Consider the following 20,520-nt stretch of genomic DNA (forward strand, 5'->3'; position numbering starts at 1 on the left):
CATGCGTCGCGCGTTCCTCGCGATCACCGGCCTGGCCGCCAGCACCACCGCCCTGGTCGTGCTGAAGGGTTCGCCGGACGCCAGCCAGACCGCCCGGGACGTCCCGGTGGGTCAGGCGTCCGGCCTGCCCGCGGAGCCGGTGGCGGAGCCGTCCGGGGCCGCCCCGGCGCCGGCCACCTCGGCCGCCCCGGCGTCAGCCCGCCCGGGCACGAGCGCGACGCCGGGCCGGACGCCGGGCACGCGCGGCGGCGGCGCCAGCACGAAACCGACCACCGCCGCGCCGAGGCGCACCACGGCGGCGCCGCGGACCACGAGCACCACCCGCACGGTGAGCGGTCCGGTGGTGTCGAACGAGTACGGCAACGTCCAGGTGCAGATCACCGTCTCCGGCACCCGGATCACGAAGGCTGTCGCCCTGGAGCTGCCCGACGGCGGCCAGTCCACCCAACGCAGCGACCGGGTCGACGCCGCCTACAGCGGCACCTCGGGGCAGGTCGTGCAGCGCCAGGGCGCCGACCTCGACACGGTCTCCGGGGCCACCGCCACCAGCTCCGCCTACCAGCAGTCGTTGCAGGCCGCTATCGACCAGGCCCGCTGACATGACCGCGCCGCTGACCCGGCCCGGCCTGCACCGGGTCGAGCAGATCATGGGTACGGCGATCAGTCTGGATCTCGCCGACGACCTGCCCGCCCCGACCCTGCACGAGCTGGCCGACCAGGTCTTCGACTGGATGCGCGAGGTGGACGCGCGGTTCAGCACGTACCGGGCGTGCAGCGAGGTGCGCCGCTTCGACCGGGGCGAACTGCTGCTCTCCGAGGCCTCCGCGGACCTGCGGGCGGTGCTGGCGACCTGCGCCGACCTGTGGGCGGCCACCGACGGGTTCTTCGACGCGTACGCCACCGGCGGGCTCGACCCGTCCGGCTACGTGAAGGGCTGGGCCGCCCAGGTCGCGTCCGACCGGCTGCTCGCGGCAGGGGCGGCCAACCACTGCGTCAACGCGGGGGGCGACGTCCGGGTCCGGGGCCACGCGGCGACGGGCCGGCCGTGGCGGGTCGGCGTGCGGCATCCCTGGGACGCCACGGCGACCTGCCTGGTGCTCACCGGCACCGACCTGGCGGTGGCCACCTCCGGGGTCTACGAGCGCGGCCACCACGTGCTGGACCCGCGGCGGGGCGCCCCGGCCAGCGGCCTGCGGGCGGTCACCGTGGTCGGACCGGATCTCGGGGTGGCCGACGCGTACGCCACCGCGGCGGTGGCGATGGGCGTGGCCGGTATCGGGTGGCTGGACCGGCTTCCCGGCCACACCCACGCGATCGTGACCGACGACGCCCGCCTCCTGCACTCGACAGCCCTCCCGCTGGCCGCCTGACCCGGCGCTCGCACCCCGCCCGCCTCGCTCCCGCGATCTTGCACTTTCGGCCCCCGGTTCACCCGGTATGCCCGCCTGTGCCGGGGCGCGAACTGCAAGATCGCGGGAGACGGGTGGGGCGGTGTCAGCGGGTGGGGCGGTGGGTGCCGGCCGGGCGGGTGCCGGTCGGTCTCGGGCGGCCGGGGCGGGAGCCCGCGGGACGGGTGCCGGCCCAGCGGTGCCGTGGGCGGCTGCGGTACGGCGGCTCCGTGCCGCCGGTCTGCGGTGCGGTGTCGTCGGTGGACATCATTTCCCCGCTCCCCGGGGCGCGTTCGCCCCGTCGCCGTGCTCAACGAGGAGGGGCGCCCCGGCGACGCTGCCGCCGCGCGTCCGGTCCGCAGCGGGTCACATGCCCCGGCGGGGGAGCGGGAGGTGCCCGGGGAGCAGGTCGGAGGTGAGCGTGACCCCGGTCGCCCGCAGGGCGTCGATCAGGGTGTTCTGCACCAGGTAGGAGTCGGGCAGTTGCCAGCGGGCCTGCTCGGGCGCGACGGCCCAGCGGACCGCGCCCTCGGGCAACCGGGTGGGTGGCGCCGGGATCCACGAGCCGGGTCCGTGCCGTACCACGTGGAAGCAGTGCTCCAACTCCGGCCGCAGCGGGTCGCCGGGGCGGACCAGGAACATCCACCGCCCGGTCGGGGTCACCAGCACCGGTCCCCGTACGCCGGCGCCGGCCGGGTGGACCTGCACCGCGTCCAGCACCCGCCGGCCGAGGTGGGCGGGCACCTCCAGCACGTCGAACGCCCGCCCGGTGGGCAGCAGCACCCCGTGTGGCCTGGTACGCCACCAGGTTGCGACCCGGGCGGGGTCGACGCTGGCCGCGTGCTCCCAGTTCTCCAGGGCCGGGTGGCAGCCGACCGTCGGGCAGCCGGCGCGCCCGCAGACGAAGCGACTGCGGGCCAGGCAGGCGCCCGGCGTCACCGCCCAGCCGTGCGCCGCGTAGCGCACCGCGATCCGGCGCAGCCGGACCCGTTCCAGTGGCGACAGTTGCGCGACCCGCGGGCCGACATTCCCCCACATGGTGCCATCTCCCCTCGTCGGGCCCGCTGTGCGTCGCGTCTTACGTTGAGCGCCGTCACTGCCGTAACCCGCGATCGTTGAGTTGACGAACGGCTGATGCAACTTGCACGAAAACTATGAGGACTGGCTGTACGGCTGACGCACAAGCTGTGCGACCAGCGAAAACCTGAGACGTACCGCGCGCCCCACGATCGCGAGGAAGTCATCCGGTTCTCGGCTGGATCTCGGACAGGGGGAGGGATGGGGAGATGGACGAGCTGCCCATAGGCCGACGGGTGGCCTACTGGCGGGGCCGCCGCAAGATGTCGCAGCAGGTCTTCGCGGACCGGCTGGGCAAGTCCAAGAGCTGGGTCGACAAGGTCGAGCGCGGCGTGCGCCGGCTGGACAAGTTCTCGGTCCTCTACGAGATCGCGGACATCCTCCAGGTCGACGTGCAGCTGCTGCTCGGCAAGGACCCCGAGCGGCGGACCGACGCGCTGAACTGCATCGACCAGGTCGAGGTCGAGGAGATCCGCGCGGCCCTGGAGCGGTACGACTCGATGAGCGCGTACTTCGACGCCGCGCCGTACCCGCCGCCGCTGGCCGACATGCGCAAGGCCGTCAACCACGCGTGGCTCACCTACCAGTACGGCCGGTACGGGATGCTCACCCGGGCCCTGCCGAAGCTGCTGCGCGACGCCCAGGCGGCCGACGCCGGCTACGGGGGCGACGACGCCCGCGAGGCCGCCCACCTGCTCGGGCAGGTCTACCAGATCGCCTCCTCGGTGCTGCGCAAACTTGGCGAGTGCGACCTGGCGTGGCTGGCCGCCGACCGGTCGATGGCGGTCGCCCAGCGGGCCGACGACCCGCTGCTGGCCGGCGTCGCCACGACCCGGGTCTGCAACGCGCTGGTCGCCATGGGCCGGGCCCGTCCGGCGCTGGAGCTGAACGTCACCATCGCGAACCGGCTCGCGCCGGGCGGCGCCAACGACGCCTCCCCGGCACGGCTCTCCGTCTACGGCATGCTGCTGCTGCAGGGCGCGATGGCCGCCGCCCGGATCGGCGACTCGGCCACCGTCGACGACCTGATCAGCGGCGCGCAGGAGGCGGCCGTCCTGCTGGGCGGCGACCAGAACCACTACTGGACCTCGTTCGGGCCCACCAACCTCGAGCTGCATCGCGCCGCGGCGGCCGTCGAACTCGGCGACGGCGGACGGGCCGTGGAGGTGCACCAGCTGAAGATCCAGGAGCCGGCGTTCAACGCGCTGCTGCCCGAGCGGCGCGCGCACCACCTGCTCGACATCGCGCGCGGCTACGCCCAGATGGGCGACGTGGCCAACGCCGGCGAGATGCTGCTGCGTGGCGACCGCCTCGCGCCGTCCGAGATCCGGTGCCGGCCCATCTCCCACGAGGTGATGTCCGACGTCCTCCGTCGCACACGTGGTGCGCCGCCTTCTCCGATTGCGGAGTTGGCTGAGCACATGGGAGTAGGGGTATGAGCGCGGAGCCGGTGTGATGTCCGGCCCGCAGTCCAGCAACGGGCGCCGCGAGGTGCTCTACGTCATCGCCTGCGGCTCGCCGCTGGCCCGGTACGTCGGCCGGCTGGTCGACCTGGCCCAGCAGGACGGCTGGGACGTTTGCGTGATCACCACGCCGGACGGCGCGAAGTTCGTCGACCAGGCGGCCCTGCTCCGGCAGACCGGCCACCCGGTGCGAATGCACTACAAGCAGCCGGGCGATCCGGACCTGCTGCCGCCGGCCGACGCCATGATCGTCTGCCCGGCCACCGTCAACACGGTCAACAAGTGGGCGGCCGGGATCACCGACACACTCGCCCTGGGGCTGTTGGTGGAGGCACAGGGCTTGGGCGTGCCGATCGTGGCGGTGCCGTTCACCAACGCCGCGATGGCCGCCCACCCGGCGTTCCAGGCCGGCCTGGCCCGCCTGGACGAATGGGGCGTGACGGTGCTCTTCGGCGACCACGTCTTTCCGCTGCACCCACCGGGCACCGGCGAGCGCCACCTGCACGCCTTCCCCTGGGGAGTCGGGCTCACCGCGCTGCGCGCCCGCCTCTGCCCCGTGGTCTGACCCGAACACCGCCCGGTCGCGGCCCGCCGCCGCTGGTCCGCGTGGGGCCGGCGCCGTTCGGTCCCGGTCCGGCGCCTCCGGCGCGAGCGGGCGGGCGCCGTTCGGTTCCGGTCCGACGCCGCCGGCGCGAGCGGGCGGGCGCCGCCCGGCCCCGGCCCGACGCCGCCGGCGCGACTGGCACCGGCGCGAGTGGTACCGGTGCCGTTCCCACCGGGTCCGGCGGGGGACGCCGCCCGGCACAGCCCGCGCCGGTAAGCTGGCCCGCCGTGAGCACAACCGGATCCGGGCCGACGGTGACCGACGTGGTGGCCGAGCTGGAGCGGCGCTACCCGCCGGTCTGGGCCGAGGACTGGGACCGGGTCGGTCTGGTGCTCGGTGAGCCGTCCGCCCCGGTACGTCGCGTGCTCTGTGTGGTGGACGTGGTGCCCGAGACGGTCGCCGAGGCGCTCGCCGCCGGCGTGGACATGATCGTCGCCCACCACCCGCTGCTGCTGCGTGGCGTCTCCTCGGTCGCCCCGACCACGTACAAGGGGCGGATCGTCCACCAGCTGATCCGTGCCGGAGTGGCGCTCTACGTGGCCCACACCAACGCCGACGTGGCCGCCCCGGGCGTCTCCGACGCGCTCGCGGCCCGGTTCGGGCTGACCGGGCTGCGCCCGCTGCACCCGGCCGCCCCCGGCTCGCCCGCGTACGGTCCCGGGCGCGGGATCGGCCGGATCGGCGAGCTGCCCCGGTCGATGACGCTCGCCGAACTGACCCGGCACGCCGCCGCGGTGCTCCCCGCCACGTCCTGGGGCGTCCGCGCCGCTGGCGACCCGGGGCGTACGGTGCGTACGCTCGCGGTCAGCGGCGGCTCGGGGGACGCCTTCCTGGCCGACGCGGCCGCCGCCGGGGTGGACGCGTTCCTCACCGCAGACCTGCGGCACCACCCGGCCGGCGAAAACCTCGCCGCCGAGGGTCCCGCCCTGCTCGACGCCGCCCACTGGGCGACCGAGCGACCCTGGTTGGACGACCTGGCCGCGCTCCTGCGGGAGACGCCGGGCGTCGAGACCCTGGTGTCCGACCTGGACACCGACCCGTGGACCGTACACGCCGCCACACCCGCGGTGGACGACAAGGAGCCCCGACCGTGAAGGCTGACCCCCAGGTCCAGCGCCGCCTGCTCGACCTTCAGGCGATCGACACCGCCCTCGCCCAGCTCGCCCACCGCCGTCGCGCGCTGCCCGAGCGGGCCGAGTTGGAGTCGCTGGCCCGGGAGCTGTCCGGGTTGGAGGACGAGCGGGTACGCGCCCAGGTGGCGGTCGACGACCTGGACCGGGACATCGCGCGGCTGGAGAAGGACGTCGACCAGGTCCGGGCCCGCAAGGAGAAGGACCAGGCCCGGCTGGCCGCCGGCACCGGCCCGGCCCGGGAGCTGGAGGCGCTTCAGCACGAGCTGGTCTCGCTCAACCGGCGTCAGGGCGACCTGGAGGACGCCGAGCTGGAGCTGATGGAGCAGCGGGAGACCGCGCAGGGCGTGCTCGACGGCGTGGAGCAGCGGCTGGCCGAGGCCCGGGACAAGCGGGCGGCCACCGAGCAGCGCCGGGACGAGAGCCTCGCCGAGATCGCCAAGGAGGAGGAGTTCAAGCGCTCCGCCCGGCAGCCGCTCGCCGGTGACCTCCCGGCCGAGCTGGTGACGCTCTACGACCGGATCCGCGAGGACACCGGCCTGGGCGCGGCGCTGCTCACCGCGGGCCGCTGCGGCGGCTGCCGGCTGGAGCTCTCCGGCGCCGACCTGGCCCGGATCCGCAAGGCGGACCCGGACGACGTGGTCCGCTGCGAGGAGTGCCGGCGAATCATGGTCCGGACCAACGAGTCGGGCCTGTAGTCGCGATGGCGCCCCGCGTGGTGCTGATCGAGGCCGACGGCGGGTCGCGGGGCAATCCCGGCCCGGCCGGCTACGGCGCGGTGGTCCGCGACCCGGACACCGGCGAGGTGCTCGCCGAGCGGTCCGAGTCGATCGGGGTGACCACCAACAACGTGGCCGAGTACCAGGGTCTGATCGCCGGCCTGGAGGCCGCCGCCGAGCTGGGCGCCACCGAGGTCGACGCCCGGATGGACTCTAAGCTCGTGGTCGAGCAGATGAGTGGCCGCTGGCAGATCAAGAACGCGGGTCTGCGCCCGCTCGCCGCCCAGGCCGCCGCACTGGTGGGGCGGTTCGCCGCGGTCCGGTTCAGCTGGATCCCCCGGGAACAGAACCGGCACGCCGACGCGCTCGCCAATGCCGCGATGGACGCGGCAGCCGGCGCTCCGGCCCGGCCGGTGGTCGACGAGCCCCGGATCGTCGAGCCGCCGCGCGCGGTGTCCGGGCCCGACGAGGCGGACCGGGCCCGCGCCCGGAAGGTCGCCGACCGGGCCGCCACGGCGCGGACGACCGGCAGCGACCCGACGACCGCGCCGGCCTCGTGGGAGCCGCGGCCCAGCCTCACCGCGACCCGACTGGTCCTGGTCCGGCACGGCGAGACCGAGTACACCGAGCAGCGCCGCTACTCCGGCCGGGGGGACATCCCCCTGTCGGTGCGGGGGCGGAAGCAGGTCCGGGCCACCGCCGCGCGGGTGGCCGCGCTGGCGCCCGGCGCCGTGGCTGTGGTCAGCTCCCCGCTGTCCCGGTGCGTGGCGACCGCCGAGGCGATCGCCGCGGCCCTGGGCGACCTGCCGTTGCGCCGCGACGACGACCTCGTCGAGTGCGACTTCGGCCTCTGGGAGGGGCGGACCTTCGCCGAGGTGCGCGAGGGGTGGCCGGGGGAGCTGGACGCCTGGCTCGCCTCGACCCGGGTCGCGCCGCCGCAGGGGGAGTCGTTCGCCGGGGTCGCCGAGCGTGCCGGCCGGGCGGTCGCCGCGCTCTGCGAGGCGTACCCCCGGGAGACCGTCGTGGTGGTCTCGCACGTCTCGCCGATCAAGCTGCTGCTGCGCGACGCCCTCGCGGCGGACGACGCCTTCCTGCACCGGCTCTACCTCGACGCCGCCGGCATCTCCGTGGTGGACCTGTGGCCGGACGGCGGGGTGGCGGTCCGCTCGGTCAACGAGACGGCCCACCTCGACGGCATCGCCTGACGTCGACGCGTCGGTAAGGGTAACTCCCGCCACGGTGGACGGTGCTCCTCGGCGCCGCCCCGACGCTCCGCCGGCCCCCCCAGGAACCAGCGGTCGCCATCGCGCGGCCGCCGAAGGGCGATGCCCGCCCGCCGTTCGGCGCAGCTCTCCGGCCGTTCGGCGCAGCACCCTCCGACCACCTGGCGTGACGGCGGTCACAGGGTCGTAGCCTCCGGCCGTCACAACGCGAGTTACGACTTCCCGGAGGTCTGTCTCATGGCTGCACCCGAACCGGAGGCGCCACCCAAGGCGTCGTCCAGGGCGAAGGATCACAGTCCGTGGAACTGGTTGCTCTTCATCCCGATCGTGGTGCCGCTGGTCCCGGCGTTCTTCAACGCGGACTCGCCCCGTCTGTTCGGCTTTCCGCGCTTCTACTGGCTCCAGTTGGCCTTCATCATCCTCGGCGTGACCACCACCACCGTGGTGTACCAGCTGACGAAGAAGCGGGGTGACCGCTGATGTGGCGCGACCACCTCACCGAGATCATCGTCTTCTCGCTGCTCTTCCTGCTGGTCAGCGCGATGGGCTTCGTGGCCGCTCGGTGGCGGGCGCCGCAGGACATGGCGCACCTGGACGAGTGGGGCCTGGGCGGACGGAGCTTCGGCGGCTGGATCACCTGGTTCCTCGTCGGCGGTGACCTCTACACCGCGTACACCTTCGTGGCGGTGCCGGCGCTGATGTTCGGCGCGGGCGCGGCCGGCTTCTTCGCCGTGCCGTACACCATCGTGATCTACCCGCTGGTGTTCCTGGTGCTGGTCCGGCTCTGGTCGGTCTCGCACCGGCACGGCTTCGTCACCCCGGCCGACTTCGTCCGGAAGCGGTTCGACTCGCCGGTGCTGGCATTGCTGATCGCGATCACCGGCATCGTGGCCACCATGCCGTACATCGCCCTGCAGCTGGTCGGCATCGAGGCGGTCCTCAAGACCATGGGGGTGACCGGCGAGAGCACGCTCGCCCGGCACCTGCCGATCATCATCGCGTTCGCCATCCTGGCCGCCTACACCTACCAGTCCGGGCTGCGCGCGCCGGCGCTGATCGCCTTCGTCAAGGACTCGCTGATCTACATCGTGATCCTGGTGGCGGTCTTCTACCTGCCGTACAAGCTGGGTGGCTGGGGGGACATCTTCGCCGCGGCGGACGCCAAGTTCGACGGGACACCCAATCCGAACGACGGCGTCCTGCTCAACGCGAACAACCAGCTCCAGTACGTCACGCTGGCGTTCGGCTCGGCCCTGGCGCTCTTCCTCTACCCGCACAGCCTCACCGGTGTTCTGGCCAGCAAGAACCGGGACGTGATCAAGCGGAACATGTCCGCGCTGCCGGCGTACAGCCTGCTGCTCGGCCTGATCGCGCTGCTCGGTTTCATGGCCATCGCCGCCGGGGTGGCGCCGCTGCCCGGGTCGAAGGAGGGCACGGTCGACAGCAACACGGTGGTGCCGGTCCTGTTCGACCAGCAGTTCCCGGACTGGTTCGCCGGCGTCGCGTACGCGGCCATCGGCATCGGCGCGCTGGTCCCGGCGGCGATCATGTCGATCGCGGCGGCGAACCTGTTCACCCGCAACATCTACAAGGAGTACCTGCGGCGGGACGCGACCCCGGCGCAGGAGGCGAACGTCTCCAAGATCACCTCGCTGGTGGTCAAGGTCGGCGCGGTGGCCTGCATCGTCTTCCTCGACCCGCAGTTCTCCATCGACCTCCAGCTGATCGGCGGCGTGATCATCCTTCAGACGCTGCCGGCGGTGGCGCTGGGCCTCTACACCCGCTGGTTCCACCGTGGCGCGCTCATCGCGGGCTGGGTGGCCGGCATGGGGCTCGGCATGTGGATGCTCTACCAGGTCTCGAGCCCGACCCGGAAGCACTTCGGCGGCTCGGCGTTCCCGCTGGAGAAGTTCGGCTTCGACACCCCGAAGACGATCTACGTCGGGATCGTGGCCGTGCTGGTGAACCTGGTGGTCGCGGCGCTGGTGACGCTGGTGCTGCGGGCCGGCAAGGTGCACGACGGTGTCGACGGCACCGAGCCGGACGACTACTTCGCCGACGAGGGTGACCCGCGGGTCACGCCCGGCGAACGCCGGGACGCCGACGCGGCCCCCGAACCGGTCGCCTGAGCGATCCGCGCCGAAGGCCCCCCGGGCGACCTGCCCGGGGGCCTTCGCCCGTCGTGGTGCAGTCGCCGTGCCGTCCCCGCCCCGACCGTCGGACGGGTGGGTCAGCGAGGACGGGGCCGACGCTTGATGCTCTGGTTGAGCCGTTGCAGCATCTCCGCGAGGGTTTCCCGGTCCTCCGCGCTCCACCCGGCCAGGATGTCGCCGTAGAGCCGCGTGCGGGCCGCCTGCACGGCCGCCATCCGCTGCAGGCCGCTCGGGGTGGGGGAGATGACCATGCCCCGCCCGTCGCGCGGGTCCGGCTCCCTCGTGATCAGCCCGTCCCGCTGCATCGCGGAGACCTGCCGGGTCACCGTCGAGCCGTCCAGGTTGAGCCGCGCGGCGAGCGCCGAGACGTTCTGCGGGCCGGCTTCGGCCAGGTGGCGCAGGATGACGTACGCCGCGCGGTCGAGCACCCGGTGCTCGGCAGTGCCGGTGCCGCGCCGGGTGGCCTCGCCGAGCCGCATCAGCATGGCCACCTCGGTTTCGATCCGGCCGAGGGCCGTCTCGTCGCCGGCTCCCGCGGAGGTGTCGTCGTTCATAGCTGTATGATACAAGGTAAATACCTGTAAGATACAGCTAATTGGGAGTCGGAGTGGATCGGCGTTCCGAACCGAACCGCAGTGCCATCTACGCCACCACCCTGGTGGCCTTCCTCGCCATCGCCGGCATCGCCGTCGTGGACCCGATCCTGCCCGCCATCGGCGAGGCGATCGGCGTCACCGCCTGGCAGGTCGAGCTGCTGTTCACCGCGTACATCGCGGTGATGGCGCTCGGCATGATCCCGGCGACCCTCGCCAGCGGCCGCTTCGGGTTCAAGCCGGTGCTGGTCACCGGCGTGTCCGTCGTCGGGCTGGCGGCCATCCTCGCCTCGTTCAGCGACAACATCGTCCAGCTCAGCGTGCTGCGCGGCGTATGGGGCCTGGGCAACGCGATGTTCTTCGCCACCGCCATGGTGGTGCTGGTCAACCTGGCCGTCGACCGGGAGTGGGTGGTCGGCCTCTTCGAGACCGCGCTCGGCCTGGGCTTCGCGGTCGGCCCGCTGCTCGGTGGCCTGCTCGGCGAGGTGAGCTGGCGGCTGCCGTTCTTCGTCTGCGGTGTGTTCATGGTCCTCGCCCTGGGCGTGGCGGCCCGCAAGCTCCGGGAGCCGGCCAACCGGCAGGCCCCCGTCCGGGTCGGGCAGATCTTCGCCACCTACCGCCGGCCCGCGTTCATCGCGCTCTGCCTGGTGACCGCGGCGTACAACTTCGTCTTCTTCGTGGTCCTCGGCTACACGCCGCTGTTCCTGCACCTCGACGTCATCCCGCTCGGGTTGGCGTTCACCGGCTGGGGTCTCGGCCTGGCCGCCGGCATCCTGCTGATCGGGCACCGGCTCGCCCACCGGATCGGCGCGGTCCAGACCGTCGGCGTCGCCATTGCCGGCCTGCTGGTCTGCATGGTGCTCTTCGCCACCTCGACCTCCACCGCCGAGGCGCTGGTCGTGCTGGTGCTCGCCGGGCTCTGCATGGGCCTGGCCAACGCCAACCTCACCGACCTGGCGCTCGGCCTCGGCTCCAGCGACCGCCGGGTGGCCACCGGCGCGTTCAACCTGGTCCGCTGGGGTGCCGCCGCCCCGGCGCCGATCATCTCCGGCAAGCTCGCCGAGCACTCCCTGGCGCTGCCCTTCTGGGTCGGCTTCGCGGTGCTCGCGGCCGGCGTGCTGGTCTACCTCGCGTCCGCGCACGTGATGGCCGCCGGCTACGGCGAGCGGGTGCTCTGGTCCCGCTGGAACCGGGCCGCCGCGGGCGCCGAGGGCGCGCCGGAGGAGCCGGTCGGCGAGGCGTACTGAGTCCACCGTCCCCCGCCCGTACCGCCCCGCCGCACGCCCGCGGCGGGGCGGTACGGCGTCCGGAGCCCGTCCCAGCGCGGTCGCCGGCCCGCCAGCGGGCCGCGCCGGGCTGCTGGTCGGCTGGCGTGGTCGGGGGCTCGGCTTGCGCGGTCGGGCTCGGCGGCGCTCAGCCCAGGGCGCGCCACAGCAGGAAGAAACCGATCACCGTGCCGAAGACCACGATCACGGTCCTCAGCACCACCGGGGGCAGGCGGCGGACCAGCCGGGCCCCGACGTACCCGCCGAGCAGCGTCGCCGGCGCCACCACCGCGACCGCGGCCCAGTTCACCGGCCCGAAAAGGGCGAACACCACCAGCGTGGTCAGCCCCACCACGGCGGACAGCAGGTTCTTGATCGCGCTCACCCGGGCCAACGTCGCGTCCAGCACCAGGGCCAGGCCGGCGACCAGCATCACCCCGAGCGCCGCGCCGAAGTAGCCGCCGTACACCGCGCCGAGCGCGACCATGGCCTGCACCGCGACGGTACGGCGGCGTGGCGACAGGTCCCGCGGGTGACCGACCAGTCGGCGCAGCGGGACCTGGAAGGCCAGCACCGCCGTCGCGCCGAGCACCAGGAACGGTACGGCCACCTCGAAGGCGCGCGCCGGGGTGGCGAGCAGCAGCAGCGCCCCGGCGATGGTGCCGAGCGCGGTGATCGGCACCAGCGCGGCCAGCCTGCGCGGATGGGGCAGGTCCATCCGGCTGCCCGCCACGCTCGCCACGTACCCGGGGAACACGGCGACCGAGTTGCTGACGTTGGCCGGCACCGGCGGCAGCCCGATCGCGATCATCGCCGGGAAGGTGATGAGGGACCCGCCGCCGGCCACCGCGTTGACCGTGCCCGCGGCGAGGCCGGCGGCGAGCAACAGCGCGGCGTGCGAGAGATCCATGATCCCCGCAGGCTAGTACCCGGCGGAGGCCACCGCTCGGCCGGCCGCCGGCGAACGGCACCCTCCGGATTCGGCATGATCGACTCGATGTCGCTGATGTGGCGGTGATCAGGTGCCGTGGATACCCACCTCATGGGATGCCTCCGTGAGGGGATGGGTCCAGCACCGCCGGGTCGGCCACGTGGAGTGGATCAGGCGGGAATAGGGCGATCTTGGCCGGGCGGGCCGGCAATACCGGGCCGGCAATACCGGGCCGGCCACCGTCGTTAGGATGAAGAGCGCGACGGACGAGTCGACCGGGCGGCCGCGTCGGCGGGCTTCGGCCCGCCGCCGAGGAACGTCCGGACTCCACAGGGCAGGGTGGTTGCTAACGGCAACCCGGGGTGACCCGCGGGACAGTGCCACAGAAAACAGACCGCCGGCCCCATCGGGGACGGTAAGGGTGAAACGGTGGGGTAAGAGCCCACCAGCACCCCGGGTGACCGGGGTGGCTCGGTAAACCCCACCCGGAGCAAGGCCAAGAGAGGGCTGTCGCCCGCAAGGGACGACGACCCGCGCAGACGCTCGAGGACGGCCCGTCCGATGTCTGCGGGTAGGCCGCTGGAGCCTGCCGGCGACGGCAGGCCGAGATGGATGGCCGCCGCCGGCGCGGACCTTCGGGTCCGCGCCGCGCACAGAATCCGGCGTACAGGTCGACTCGTCCGTCGCCCACCAGGCCGCAGCCTCGATCACGGCTGCGGCCGCGTTGTCCGTGCGGGCGCCACTGACCGGCGCACTCTTCGCGAAGCCATGCGCGCTCTGAAACGACGGCTGTCCGACGTCGTCTACAAGCAGATGGTCAAAGACGCCGCTGCGGTGAGGACGGGCCCGGGAGGACACGTGGGGGCGACTCTTCAATCCAGCGCGGCCGACCCGATCCCCATGGTCAACACTTCGGAACAGTCACTTCCCGGACCCGCCGAACCCCAGCCTAGAACACCGCTCCTCGCCGCCTCTTGACACAGAGGGCGGCAGAAGACAATCAGCCGGTCCGGGCCGGACCCACGCGCGGAATCGCGTTCCAGTCCGCCGGTCGACGCGCCGGTGCGAGACTGGGCCCGTGCCAGCCCCGCCGGCGCCCGGCGCCGGCCGACCCGACGCGACGCGGCAGGTGATGGACATGTCCAACGGTGCGGAAGTTCGTCCCTTCCGGCTCGACATGCCGGACGAAGCGATCGCCGACCTGCACCGCCGGATCGCGGCCACGCGCTGGCCCAGCCGGGAGCTGGTCACCGATCGCTCCCAGGGCGTGCAGCTGGCGACGGTCCAGGAGTTGGCCCGCTACTGGACGACCGAGCACGACTGGCGCGCGCTCGAGGCGAGGCTGAACGTGCTGCCGCAGTACACGCCGGACATCGACGGCGTCGGAATCCACTTCATCCACGTGCGGTCGCCGCACGAGTACGCCCTGCCGCTGATCATGACGCACGGCTGGCCGGGCTCGGTCGTCGAGCTGCTCGGGGTCGTCGGCCCGCTCACCGACCCGACCGCGCACGGCGGACAGGCGGAGGACGCCTTCCACCTGGTGCTGCCGTGCCTGCCTGGCTACGGCTTCTCGGGCGAGCCGACCGAGCTCGGCTGGGATTCCAACCGCATGGCACGTGCGTGGGCGCAGCTGATGGACCGCCTCGGCTACGCGAGGTACGTCGCCCAGGGCGGCGACGTCGGCGCCAACGTCACGGACGCGATGGGCCGCCAGGCACCGGAGGGGCTGCTCGGCATCCACCTCAACCTGCTCTCCGGGGCGATCGCCATCAAGGACAAACTGCCGGCGGAGTCCGAGCAGGAACGCGCGGCGCTCGACGCGCTCAACACGTTCATGACGGACGGCTTCGGCTACTTCCTGGAGCAGTCCACCCGGCCGCAGACGATCGGCTACTCCCTGCTGGATTCACCCGTCGGGCTGGCGGCCTGGATGCTCGACCACGACACGGACAGCTACTACAAGATGTCCCGCGCGGTCGTCGAGGGCAAACCCGTGGGCAGCCTCACTCGGGAGAGCATCGTCGACAACATCACGCTGTACTGGCTGACCGGCACCGGCGCCTCGGCCGCCCGGTGGTACTGGGAATTTGGGCGGTTCGTGGCCGCGGCGCAAGCGGCCGGCCAGGCTCCTCCGCCGGTCCGGGTTCCGGTCGGCTTCACGACGTTCCCCGGCGAGCTCTGGGCTGCCCCGCGCAGCTGGGCCGAGGCGGTCTACCCCGGCCTCGCGTACTTCAACGAGGCCGACCGCGGCGGCCACTTCGCCGCCTGGGAAGAGCCCGACCTGTTCACGACCGAGGTACGGGCCGCGTTCCGGCCGCTGCGGAGATCCTGAGCCCGTACGGCCACCACGGTCAGGTCGACTTGCCCGCCGCCCGCCGCCCGCCGCCTGTCGCCCGCTGCCTGTCGCCTGTCGCCCGCCGCCCGGCAGGTCAGTTGCCCAGACGCGGTGGCTGACCTGCCGTCGCTTCGGAGATCGCGGGTCGTCGGGCCGGCTGGTCACTCCGGGGGCCAGTTCCGCAGGAGGGTGTCGAGGGCGTCCAGCGCCCGCGCCCACGAGGCGTCCGTGGTGCGTGGGGTGTGGCGGAACCCGCCGGACCGCTCCAGGCTGACGTACCCGTGGAACGTGCTGTGCAGCATGCGCACCGCGTCGGTCTGGTCGGGCTCGGGCAGGTGGTAGCCGCGCAGGATCGCCCGCGTCATCTCGGCGTGCCGGCGGGCGGCGCTCGCGGCCGCCGTCTCCGGGTCGATGTCCATCTGCATCGCGGCGTACCGGCCCGGATGTCGTGTCGCGTAGTCGCGGTAGGCGTTGGCGAAGGCCACCAGCGCGTCCTTGCCCGCCCGGCCCGCGAGCGCGTCGGCGACCCGGTCGGCGAGCTCCGTCAGGGCGAGAGCCGCCACCCTGATCCGCAGGTCCTGGGCGTTCCTGATGTGGAAGTACAGGCTGGCGTCCTTGACACCGAAGCGGCGCGCCAGCGCCGAGATGGTCACGCTGTCGAAGCCGACGTCGTCGGCCATCTCCGCCGCCGCCTGGGTCAGGCGTTCGGCGGTCACTCCCGCACGCGCCATCGGTCACACTCCGCACCTAGAGTTTTTAAACGCTTGCCTAATGGTACTAGGCTAGTGCCTATGATGCCCGTTACCGAGCCCGCCATCCGCGCCTCCTTCGTCAACTGCACCAAGGGCGAGGCGAAGCGCCTGGCCGTGCCCCGGGACCTGGACGTGCGGCCCTGGGGCGACCTCGACTTCTTCGGGTGGCAGGACCTCTCCGGGGGCGAGCGGGCCTACCTGGTCGCCGAATCCGGCACGGGCCTCGTCGGGGTGGCGCTGCGGGTGGCGTCCCGGACCGGGCGGGTTCGGCGCAGCATGTGCTCGCTATGCATGACCACGCACACCGGGGACGGCGTCTCGCTGATGACCGCCCGCAAGGCCGGGCCGACCGGACGGCAGGGCGACTCGGTAGGCCTCTACATCTGCGCCGATCTGGCCTGCTCGCTCTACCTGCGGGGGAAGAAGGACGCCGGACGGCGCCTCGACGAGACCATCACGCTGGCCGAGAAGATCGAGCGCACGACGGTCCACCTCGCGGCCTTCCTGCGGAAGGTCGCCGAGTGACCACCCGGCGGTGGCCGCCGGGCCCGGTCAGGCCCGGCCGAGGCCATCCTCGGGTCGGCCGGCGCCACCCTCGGCCCGGTGGCTGCCCGGCTCGGGCTCGGGCGCCGCCCCGAGCCCGGTGGCCTCGGTCCGCGCCGCGGCGACGATGGCGGCGGCCTCCGATCGAGCGGCAACCACCAGAGCCTCCGCCTCGCGTCGTGCTTCCTCGCGATGGTCCCGGGCCTGCTCCTCGGCCAGGCTGAGGATCTGCTCCACCCTCGTGCCCAGGCCACTCAGCGTGGGCCGCTTGTCCGCCGGACGCGGAGAGTCGCCGACGAGGTCGGTCTCCCCGGCGCCGAAGAACGAGAGTCCCAGGCCGACCAGGCAGGCGACGACAGCCGACGGCCCCGCCGCCGAGCCGAGGCTCGGGCCGAGCCAGATGCCGACCCCGAGGCCGAGCAACGACACCGCGAGCATTCGGATTCCTCGGCGCATCGCTCCTCCTCCGCGGTCGGACGGGCGCGGAACGGCGCCCGGTTCCACTGTGCACACCGAATCAACCCGGGCGGTGGGCCGGCCGCCCGGTCCCCGGCCGCTCGACCTGCCGGTGCGGGCGTGGATCGATATCCTGCCGCGCATGCATCGAAGCCGCGTCTACGCCCTCCTGATCGACGCTCCCCGAGCCGACGCCGACCGCGCGGTGGCCTTCTGGTCGGCCGCGTTCGGCGTCCCCGCCGAGCCGTACGCGCCGGAGCCGCAGTTCACCGACCTGCACGGCGCGCTGCCCGGACTGGTCACCGCGGTACAGGCGGTCGACGACGCGCCCCGGTACCACCTGGACATCGAGACCGACGACGTGGAGGCGGAGACGGCACGGCTGGTCGCGCTCGGCGCCACCGAGGTGTCGCGCTGGCAGGAGTGCCGGATTCTGCGCGCACCGGGCGGCCACCTGCTCTGTGTGCTGCCGGTGGAGACCGCGCCGGAGGTCTTCGACGCGCAGGCGAAGACCTGGCCCTGACGGCCCACCGCGCCGCGGCGGCACGGACCGGCCGGGTCGGCGGCACGACGGACCGGCACCCGATCGCAGCGGGCACCGATTGTCGGGCCCGGCCTGCCCGGACGCGCCTAGCGTCGCGGTGGACAAGGGAAGGAGACCGGGGTGCTGGAGCGGCTCAACCAGGCCATGGCGTACCTCGAGGAGCGGCTCGACCAGCCCGTCGAGGTGGCCGAGCTGGCGCGGATCGCGATGACGTCGGAGTACCACTTCCGGCGGCTCTTCTCCGCGCTGGCGGGCCTGCCGCTGTCGGAGTACGTCCGGCGGCGGCGGCTCACCGTCGCGGCGGCCGCGGTGCTCGCCGGCGAGGAGACGCTGCTCGACATCGCGGTGCGCTACGGCTACGGCTCCGCCGAGGCGTTCGCCCGGGCGTTCCAGGCCGTGCACGGCGTCGGCCCGGGCGAGGCCCGGCGGACCGGGGCCACCTTGCGCGCCCAGCCCCGGATGTCCTTCCGCCTCACCGTCGAAGGGAGCAGCAGCATGCGGTACCGGATCGTGCAGAAGGACGGGTTCCGGCTGGTGGGCCGCAAGGCCCGGGTGCCGCTCGTGCACGAGGGGATGAACCCCGCCATCGTCGCGTTCGTCAAGGGCATCGACCGCGAGACGGTCGGCCGGATGGAGGCGCTCTCCGACCAGGAGCCGGCGGGCATCGTCAACGTCAGCGACAACCTCGCCGGCGATCGCGCCGAGGGCACCGAGCTGGACTACTGGCACGGCGTGGTCACCGGCGCCGAGGCGCCGGCGGACCTGGACGCGCTCGACGTGCCGGCCGGGAGCTGGGCGGTCTTCCAGACCTCCGGCGCGTTCCCCCAGGCGGTGCAGTACCTGTGGCGGGACGTCTTCACCCAGTGGTTCCCGTCCAACCCGTACCGCAGTCGGCCCGGGCCGGAGATCTCCCGGACCCGGCTCTCCGCGGACGGGACCGAGGCGGACGCCGAACTGTGGATTCCGGTGGAGCGGATTCCCGCCTGAGCGGGCCGGCTGCCCTCATCGAGAGCCGGGCCGGGCGGTTACCGGAAAGGTGACGGCGGGGCAGGGCCTACCGCGGCCCGTCCCCGCCGTCCCACACCGCGCCGGCCGGCAGGTACCAGACCTCGTCCGCACCGCCGAGCGCGTGCGCGAGGACCAGCCGGGCGTGCGCGTCGAGTTCCGGCAGGCGGTCCGGCGGGAACCACTCCACCGCCTCCGACTCGTCGTCGTTGACCCGCGCGGTGCCGCCGAGCAGCCGGCACTGGAAGCCGAGATTCAGGTACTCGCAGCGGTCGCCGTTGGGGTAGGTGTGCGGGTGCGAGACGACGCTCGCGAGGCGGACCGGCTCCACGTCCAGGCCGGTCTCCTCCTGCACCTCGCGGACCACGGCGGTCGCGGGCTGCTCGCCCGGCTCGACGAAGCCGCTGATCACCGACCAGCGTCCGTCGTCGGACCGCTTGCCGAGCAGCAGCTCACCGGCGTCGTTGCGGACCACCGCGCTGACGCTCGGCAGCCAGAGCAGGTCGTGGCCGATGTGCTTGCGCATGCAAAGGATGTAGTCCGGTACGCCCACGCGGCGACCCTAACCCGCGGGGATGCCGCCGGGCGGGCCGGACTCAGCCCGACCAGCTGAGATCCCGGCGGAACCGTTCGTACTCCCGGGACAGCTCGGCGTCGATCCGCGACATCCGCTCCTCGGTGAGCACCACCGCCGGGTCGTGTCGGGGCCCGTCGGTGAGCATCCGACGGCGCAGGCCGGCCGGTGGGTGCGAGGCGAAGAGCGAGGATTCGTCCCGGACCGACAGTTGGCGCAGCAACGGCAGCTGCTCGGCCGCCGCGTCCCGGGCCTCGGCCACCGCCGTCCGCCACCGCTGCGGGCCGTGCCCCGCCCGCGTCTCCCGGCGTACGGCGAGCGCCACCGACTCGTGGCGGAGCGCGGTGTCCAGCAGGCCGGTCGCGGCGTCGGTGCCGGCTGCCCGGGCCGCCATCTCGTCGGCCCGGTACTCGGCGCGCTGCGCGTCCCGCAGCGCCACCGCGAGCAGCACCAGGTGTACGCCGAAGAGCAGGCGCGACAGCGTCCACTGGAACGCCTTGGCGATCGCCGCACCGACCATCTCCACGAGGCCGCCGCCGGCGACGGTGTCCACCGGTCGGACCAGATCGGCGGCCGAGCTGAGCATGGTGAACGCCGGCTGGGTGAGCAGCATCCGGCGTGGGTCACCGTTGCCGAAGTGGCCCAGCTCGTGGCCGAGCAGGGCGACCCGTTCCCGCGCGTCGAGCGCCCCCCACCACGGCAGCCCGAGGCAGAGCACGCGCCGGCGGCGGAGGCCCACCGTCCCGGCGTACGCGTTGAGGTCGCCGTCGACGCCGATGACGTGCGGGGTGGGCGTCCCGATCGCCGCGGCCACCTCGTCGACCAGCCCGAACAGTTCCGGCGCCCGGTCCCGGGTGAGCACCTCCAGGTCCGGATCGAGCCGGCCGAACCGGGGACGCAGCGCGACGGCCAGCCCCAGCAACGCGACACCCGGCACGACGGCGAGGCTGGGGAACCCGAACGCCACGGTCAGCCAGACGCCGGTGACGGCCAGCGCCAGCACGCCGACGGTCAGCGCCACCGACGCGAGCGCGGTGAACACCGCGGCGCCGCTCCATCCGCCGGCGCCGAGCGGACGTCCGGCGAGAAGGGCGAACTGCCGTCGGGTGAGTCGGTACGCCAGCCGGTGGGTCCACCGGTCCACCCAGGTCCAGCCGAACTCCGGGGCGCGCCGATGCCGGTCGAACGCGTCGAGGTTCCACTCGCAGTGGGCGCACCAGGGGTGAGCTTCGAGCACCGAGACCGTGGCCGCGCAGCAGTTGGGGCAGGCGGCGGGGTCCGCCGTCGTGGTGATCACGAAGAGGGATCCTGCCCATCGCCGTCCTACACCGGAACCATCCGTTCGGCCGAGGCCGGCCGGCCGCCGTCCCGGCCGCCGTCCCGGCCGCCGACGGCCGGTATCCCTGCCGTTTTTGCCGGATTTCGGCGCGGGCCGTCCGTAGCGGATCTACTGTGGAGAGCACGGCGACTTGCGGTGTTCCGGTGGCGGCCGGGTGGTTCGCGGTGCACAGTGATCTCATGAGCGACAGCGGACGTGGTGCGCACTACTACTGGTGCACCCGACACCACCGGGTCGAGACCGACGCCGACGTGTGCCCGGCGAAGCACGTGCTCGGCCCGTACGCCTCAGCCGCCGACGCGGAGAACGCACTGCAGCGGGTGCAGGAGCGCAACGAAGCGTGGGACGCCGAGGACGCCCGTTGGGCCGGGGAGGACAGGTAGAACGGCGCGGGACGGCCCGCGTCGAGGTACTCCGTGCTCC

21 protein-coding genes, 1 other RNA gene and 1 pseudogene are annotated in these 20,520 nt (G+C 73.3%); 16 read left to right on the forward strand and 7 right to left on the reverse strand.

The features are described 5' to 3' along the window. The first annotated feature begins 1 nt into the window (after position 1). A complete protein-coding gene (locus tag O7603_RS28980) occupies positions 2 to 598 on the forward strand; it encodes an FMN-binding protein (protein WP_281572896.1) in 597 nt (198 codons plus the stop codon). 49 nt (positions 599 to 647) lie between these two features. Beyond that, complete coding sequence (locus O7603_RS28985; protein WP_281576851.1) at positions 648 to 1,370, forward strand: FAD:protein FMN transferase; 723 nt, start codon at positions 648 to 650, stop codon at positions 1,368 to 1,370. Between the two features lie 384 nt (positions 1,371 to 1,754). On the opposite strand, the gene O7603_RS28990 is transcribed toward O7603_RS28985, so the two are convergent. Then, a complete protein-coding gene (locus O7603_RS28990; RefSeq protein WP_281572897.1) occupies positions 1,755 to 2,426 on the reverse strand; it encodes a bifunctional DNA primase/polymerase in 672 nt (223 codons plus the stop codon). 248 nt (positions 2,427 to 2,674) lie between these two features. On the opposite strand from O7603_RS28990, the gene O7603_RS28995 reads away from it, so the two are divergent. From O7603_RS28995 to O7603_RS29025, 7 genes are all read left to right on the forward strand, one after another. After that, a complete protein-coding gene (locus O7603_RS28995) occupies positions 2,675 to 3,904 on the forward strand; it encodes a helix-turn-helix domain-containing protein (RefSeq protein WP_281572898.1) in 1,230 nt (409 codons plus the stop codon). Positions 3,905 to 3,920: 16 nt separating this feature from the next. Next, positions 3,921 to 4,493 (forward strand): flavoprotein, encoded by a 573-nt coding sequence (locus tag O7603_RS29000; protein WP_281572899.1) that lies wholly within the window; start codon positions 3,921 to 3,923, stop codon positions 4,491 to 4,493. Positions 4,494 to 4,795: 302 nt separating this feature from the next. After that, on the forward strand, positions 4,796 to 5,626 hold the full coding sequence (locus tag O7603_RS29005; RefSeq protein WP_281576852.1) for a Nif3-like dinuclear metal center hexameric protein: 831 nt from the start codon (positions 4,796 to 4,798) through the stop codon (positions 5,624 to 5,626). Next, positions 5,623 to 6,360: a C4-type zinc ribbon domain-containing protein gene (locus O7603_RS29010; RefSeq protein ID WP_281572900.1), complete on the forward strand. Its 738-nt coding sequence runs from the start codon at positions 5,623 to 5,625 to the stop codon at positions 6,358 to 6,360. Before O7603_RS29005 ends, O7603_RS29010 begins: the two co-directional genes overlap by 4 nt. 5 nt (positions 6,361 to 6,365) lie before the next feature. Next, positions 6,366 to 7,586, forward strand: a complete 1,221-nt coding sequence (locus O7603_RS29015) for a bifunctional RNase H/acid phosphatase (RefSeq protein ID WP_281572901.1) — start codon at positions 6,366 to 6,368, stop codon at positions 7,584 to 7,586. A 255-nt stretch (positions 7,587 to 7,841) separates the two neighbouring features. Further along, on the forward strand, positions 7,842 to 8,084 hold the full coding sequence (locus tag O7603_RS29020; RefSeq protein WP_281572902.1) for a DUF3311 domain-containing protein: 243 nt from the start codon (positions 7,842 to 7,844) through the stop codon (positions 8,082 to 8,084). After that, complete coding sequence (locus O7603_RS29025) at positions 8,084 to 9,733, forward strand: sodium:solute symporter (protein ID WP_281572903.1); 1,650 nt, start codon at positions 8,084 to 8,086, stop codon at positions 9,731 to 9,733. The genes O7603_RS29020 and O7603_RS29025 overlap by 1 nt, the downstream gene beginning before the upstream one ends. Positions 9,734 to 9,834: 101 nt before the next feature. Here the strand turns inward: O7603_RS29025 and O7603_RS29030 are convergent, their stop codons facing one another. Then, a complete protein-coding gene (locus O7603_RS29030; RefSeq protein WP_281572904.1) occupies positions 9,835 to 10,311 on the reverse strand; it encodes a MarR family transcriptional regulator in 477 nt (158 codons plus the stop codon). A gap of 53 nt (positions 10,312 to 10,364) precedes the next feature. Here O7603_RS29030 and O7603_RS29035 point away from each other — a divergent pair, with 53 nt between their 5' ends. Beyond that, on the forward strand, positions 10,365 to 11,597 hold the full coding sequence (locus O7603_RS29035) for an MFS transporter (RefSeq protein WP_281572905.1): 1,233 nt from the start codon (positions 10,365 to 10,367) through the stop codon (positions 11,595 to 11,597). Between the two features lie 166 nt (positions 11,598 to 11,763). Here the strand turns inward: O7603_RS29035 and O7603_RS29040 are convergent, their stop codons facing one another. Beyond that, a complete protein-coding gene (locus tag O7603_RS29040) occupies positions 11,764 to 12,525 on the reverse strand; it encodes a sulfite exporter TauE/SafE family protein (protein ID WP_281572906.1) in 762 nt (253 codons plus the stop codon). 288 nt (positions 12,526 to 12,813) lie between these two features. Between O7603_RS29040 and rnpB the strand changes: the two genes are divergently transcribed. Together rnpB and O7603_RS29050 are read left to right on the forward strand one after the other, a co-directional pair. Beyond that, positions 12,814 to 13,229, forward strand: an RNA gene (rnpB, locus tag O7603_RS29045) — RNase P RNA component class A. A 455-nt stretch (positions 13,230 to 13,684) separates the two neighbouring features. Continuing rightward, entirely contained in the window at positions 13,685 to 14,881 is a 1,197-nt protein-coding gene (locus tag O7603_RS29050; RefSeq protein WP_281572907.1) for an epoxide hydrolase family protein, read from the forward strand. A gap of 164 nt (positions 14,882 to 15,045) precedes the next feature. Here the strand turns inward: O7603_RS29050 and O7603_RS29055 are convergent, their stop codons facing one another. Further along, the gene (locus tag O7603_RS29055; protein WP_281572908.1) at positions 15,046 to 15,615 is read right to left on the reverse strand and encodes a TetR/AcrR family transcriptional regulator; all 570 of its coding nucleotides are present in this window, start codon (positions 15,613 to 15,615) and stop codon (positions 15,046 to 15,048) included. 60 nt (positions 15,616 to 15,675) lie between these two features. On the opposite strand from O7603_RS29055, the gene O7603_RS29060 reads away from it, so the two are divergent. Next, the gene (locus O7603_RS29060; protein WP_281572909.1) at positions 15,676 to 16,161 is read left to right on the forward strand and encodes an FBP domain-containing protein; all 486 of its coding nucleotides are present in this window, start codon (positions 15,676 to 15,678) and stop codon (positions 16,159 to 16,161) included. A 153-nt stretch (positions 16,162 to 16,314) separates the two neighbouring features. On the opposite strand, the pseudogene O7603_RS29065 reads toward O7603_RS29060, so the two are convergent. Beyond that, a pseudogene (locus O7603_RS29065) lies at positions 16,315 to 16,478 on the reverse strand (cell division protein DivIVA); the annotation flags it as partial. A 299-nt stretch (positions 16,479 to 16,777) separates the two neighbouring features. Between O7603_RS29065 and O7603_RS29070 the strand changes: the two are divergent. After that, a complete protein-coding gene (locus O7603_RS29070; RefSeq protein ID WP_281572910.1) occupies positions 16,778 to 17,158 on the forward strand; it encodes a VOC family protein in 381 nt (126 codons plus the stop codon). 141 nt (positions 17,159 to 17,299) lie between these two features. Then, positions 17,300 to 18,166, forward strand: a complete 867-nt coding sequence (locus O7603_RS29075; protein ID WP_281572911.1) for an AraC family transcriptional regulator — start codon at positions 17,300 to 17,302, stop codon at positions 18,164 to 18,166. A gap of 67 nt (positions 18,167 to 18,233) precedes the next feature. Here the strand turns inward: O7603_RS29075 and O7603_RS29080 are convergent, their stop codons facing one another. Continuing rightward, positions 18,234 to 18,737 carry an NUDIX domain-containing protein gene (locus O7603_RS29080; protein WP_281572912.1) on the reverse strand — a complete coding sequence of 168 codons (504 nt, stop codon included), beginning with the start codon at positions 18,735 to 18,737 and terminating at the stop codon, positions 18,234 to 18,236. A gap of 43 nt (positions 18,738 to 18,780) precedes the next feature. Continuing rightward, a complete protein-coding gene (locus O7603_RS29085; RefSeq protein ID WP_281572913.1) occupies positions 18,781 to 20,055 on the reverse strand; it encodes a M48 family metallopeptidase in 1,275 nt (424 codons plus the stop codon). 221 nt (positions 20,056 to 20,276) lie between these two features. On the opposite strand from O7603_RS29085, the gene O7603_RS29090 reads away from it, so the two are divergent. Beyond that, complete coding sequence (locus O7603_RS29090) at positions 20,277 to 20,480, forward strand: hypothetical protein (protein ID WP_281572914.1); 204 nt, start codon at positions 20,277 to 20,279, stop codon at positions 20,478 to 20,480. The last annotated feature ends 40 nt before the right edge of the window (positions 20,481 to 20,520 follow it).

It is taken from the genome of Micromonospora sp. WMMD812 (assembly GCF_027497215.1).
In the GTDB taxonomy this organism is placed as follows: domain Bacteria; phylum Actinomycetota; class Actinomycetes; order Mycobacteriales; family Micromonosporaceae; genus Micromonospora.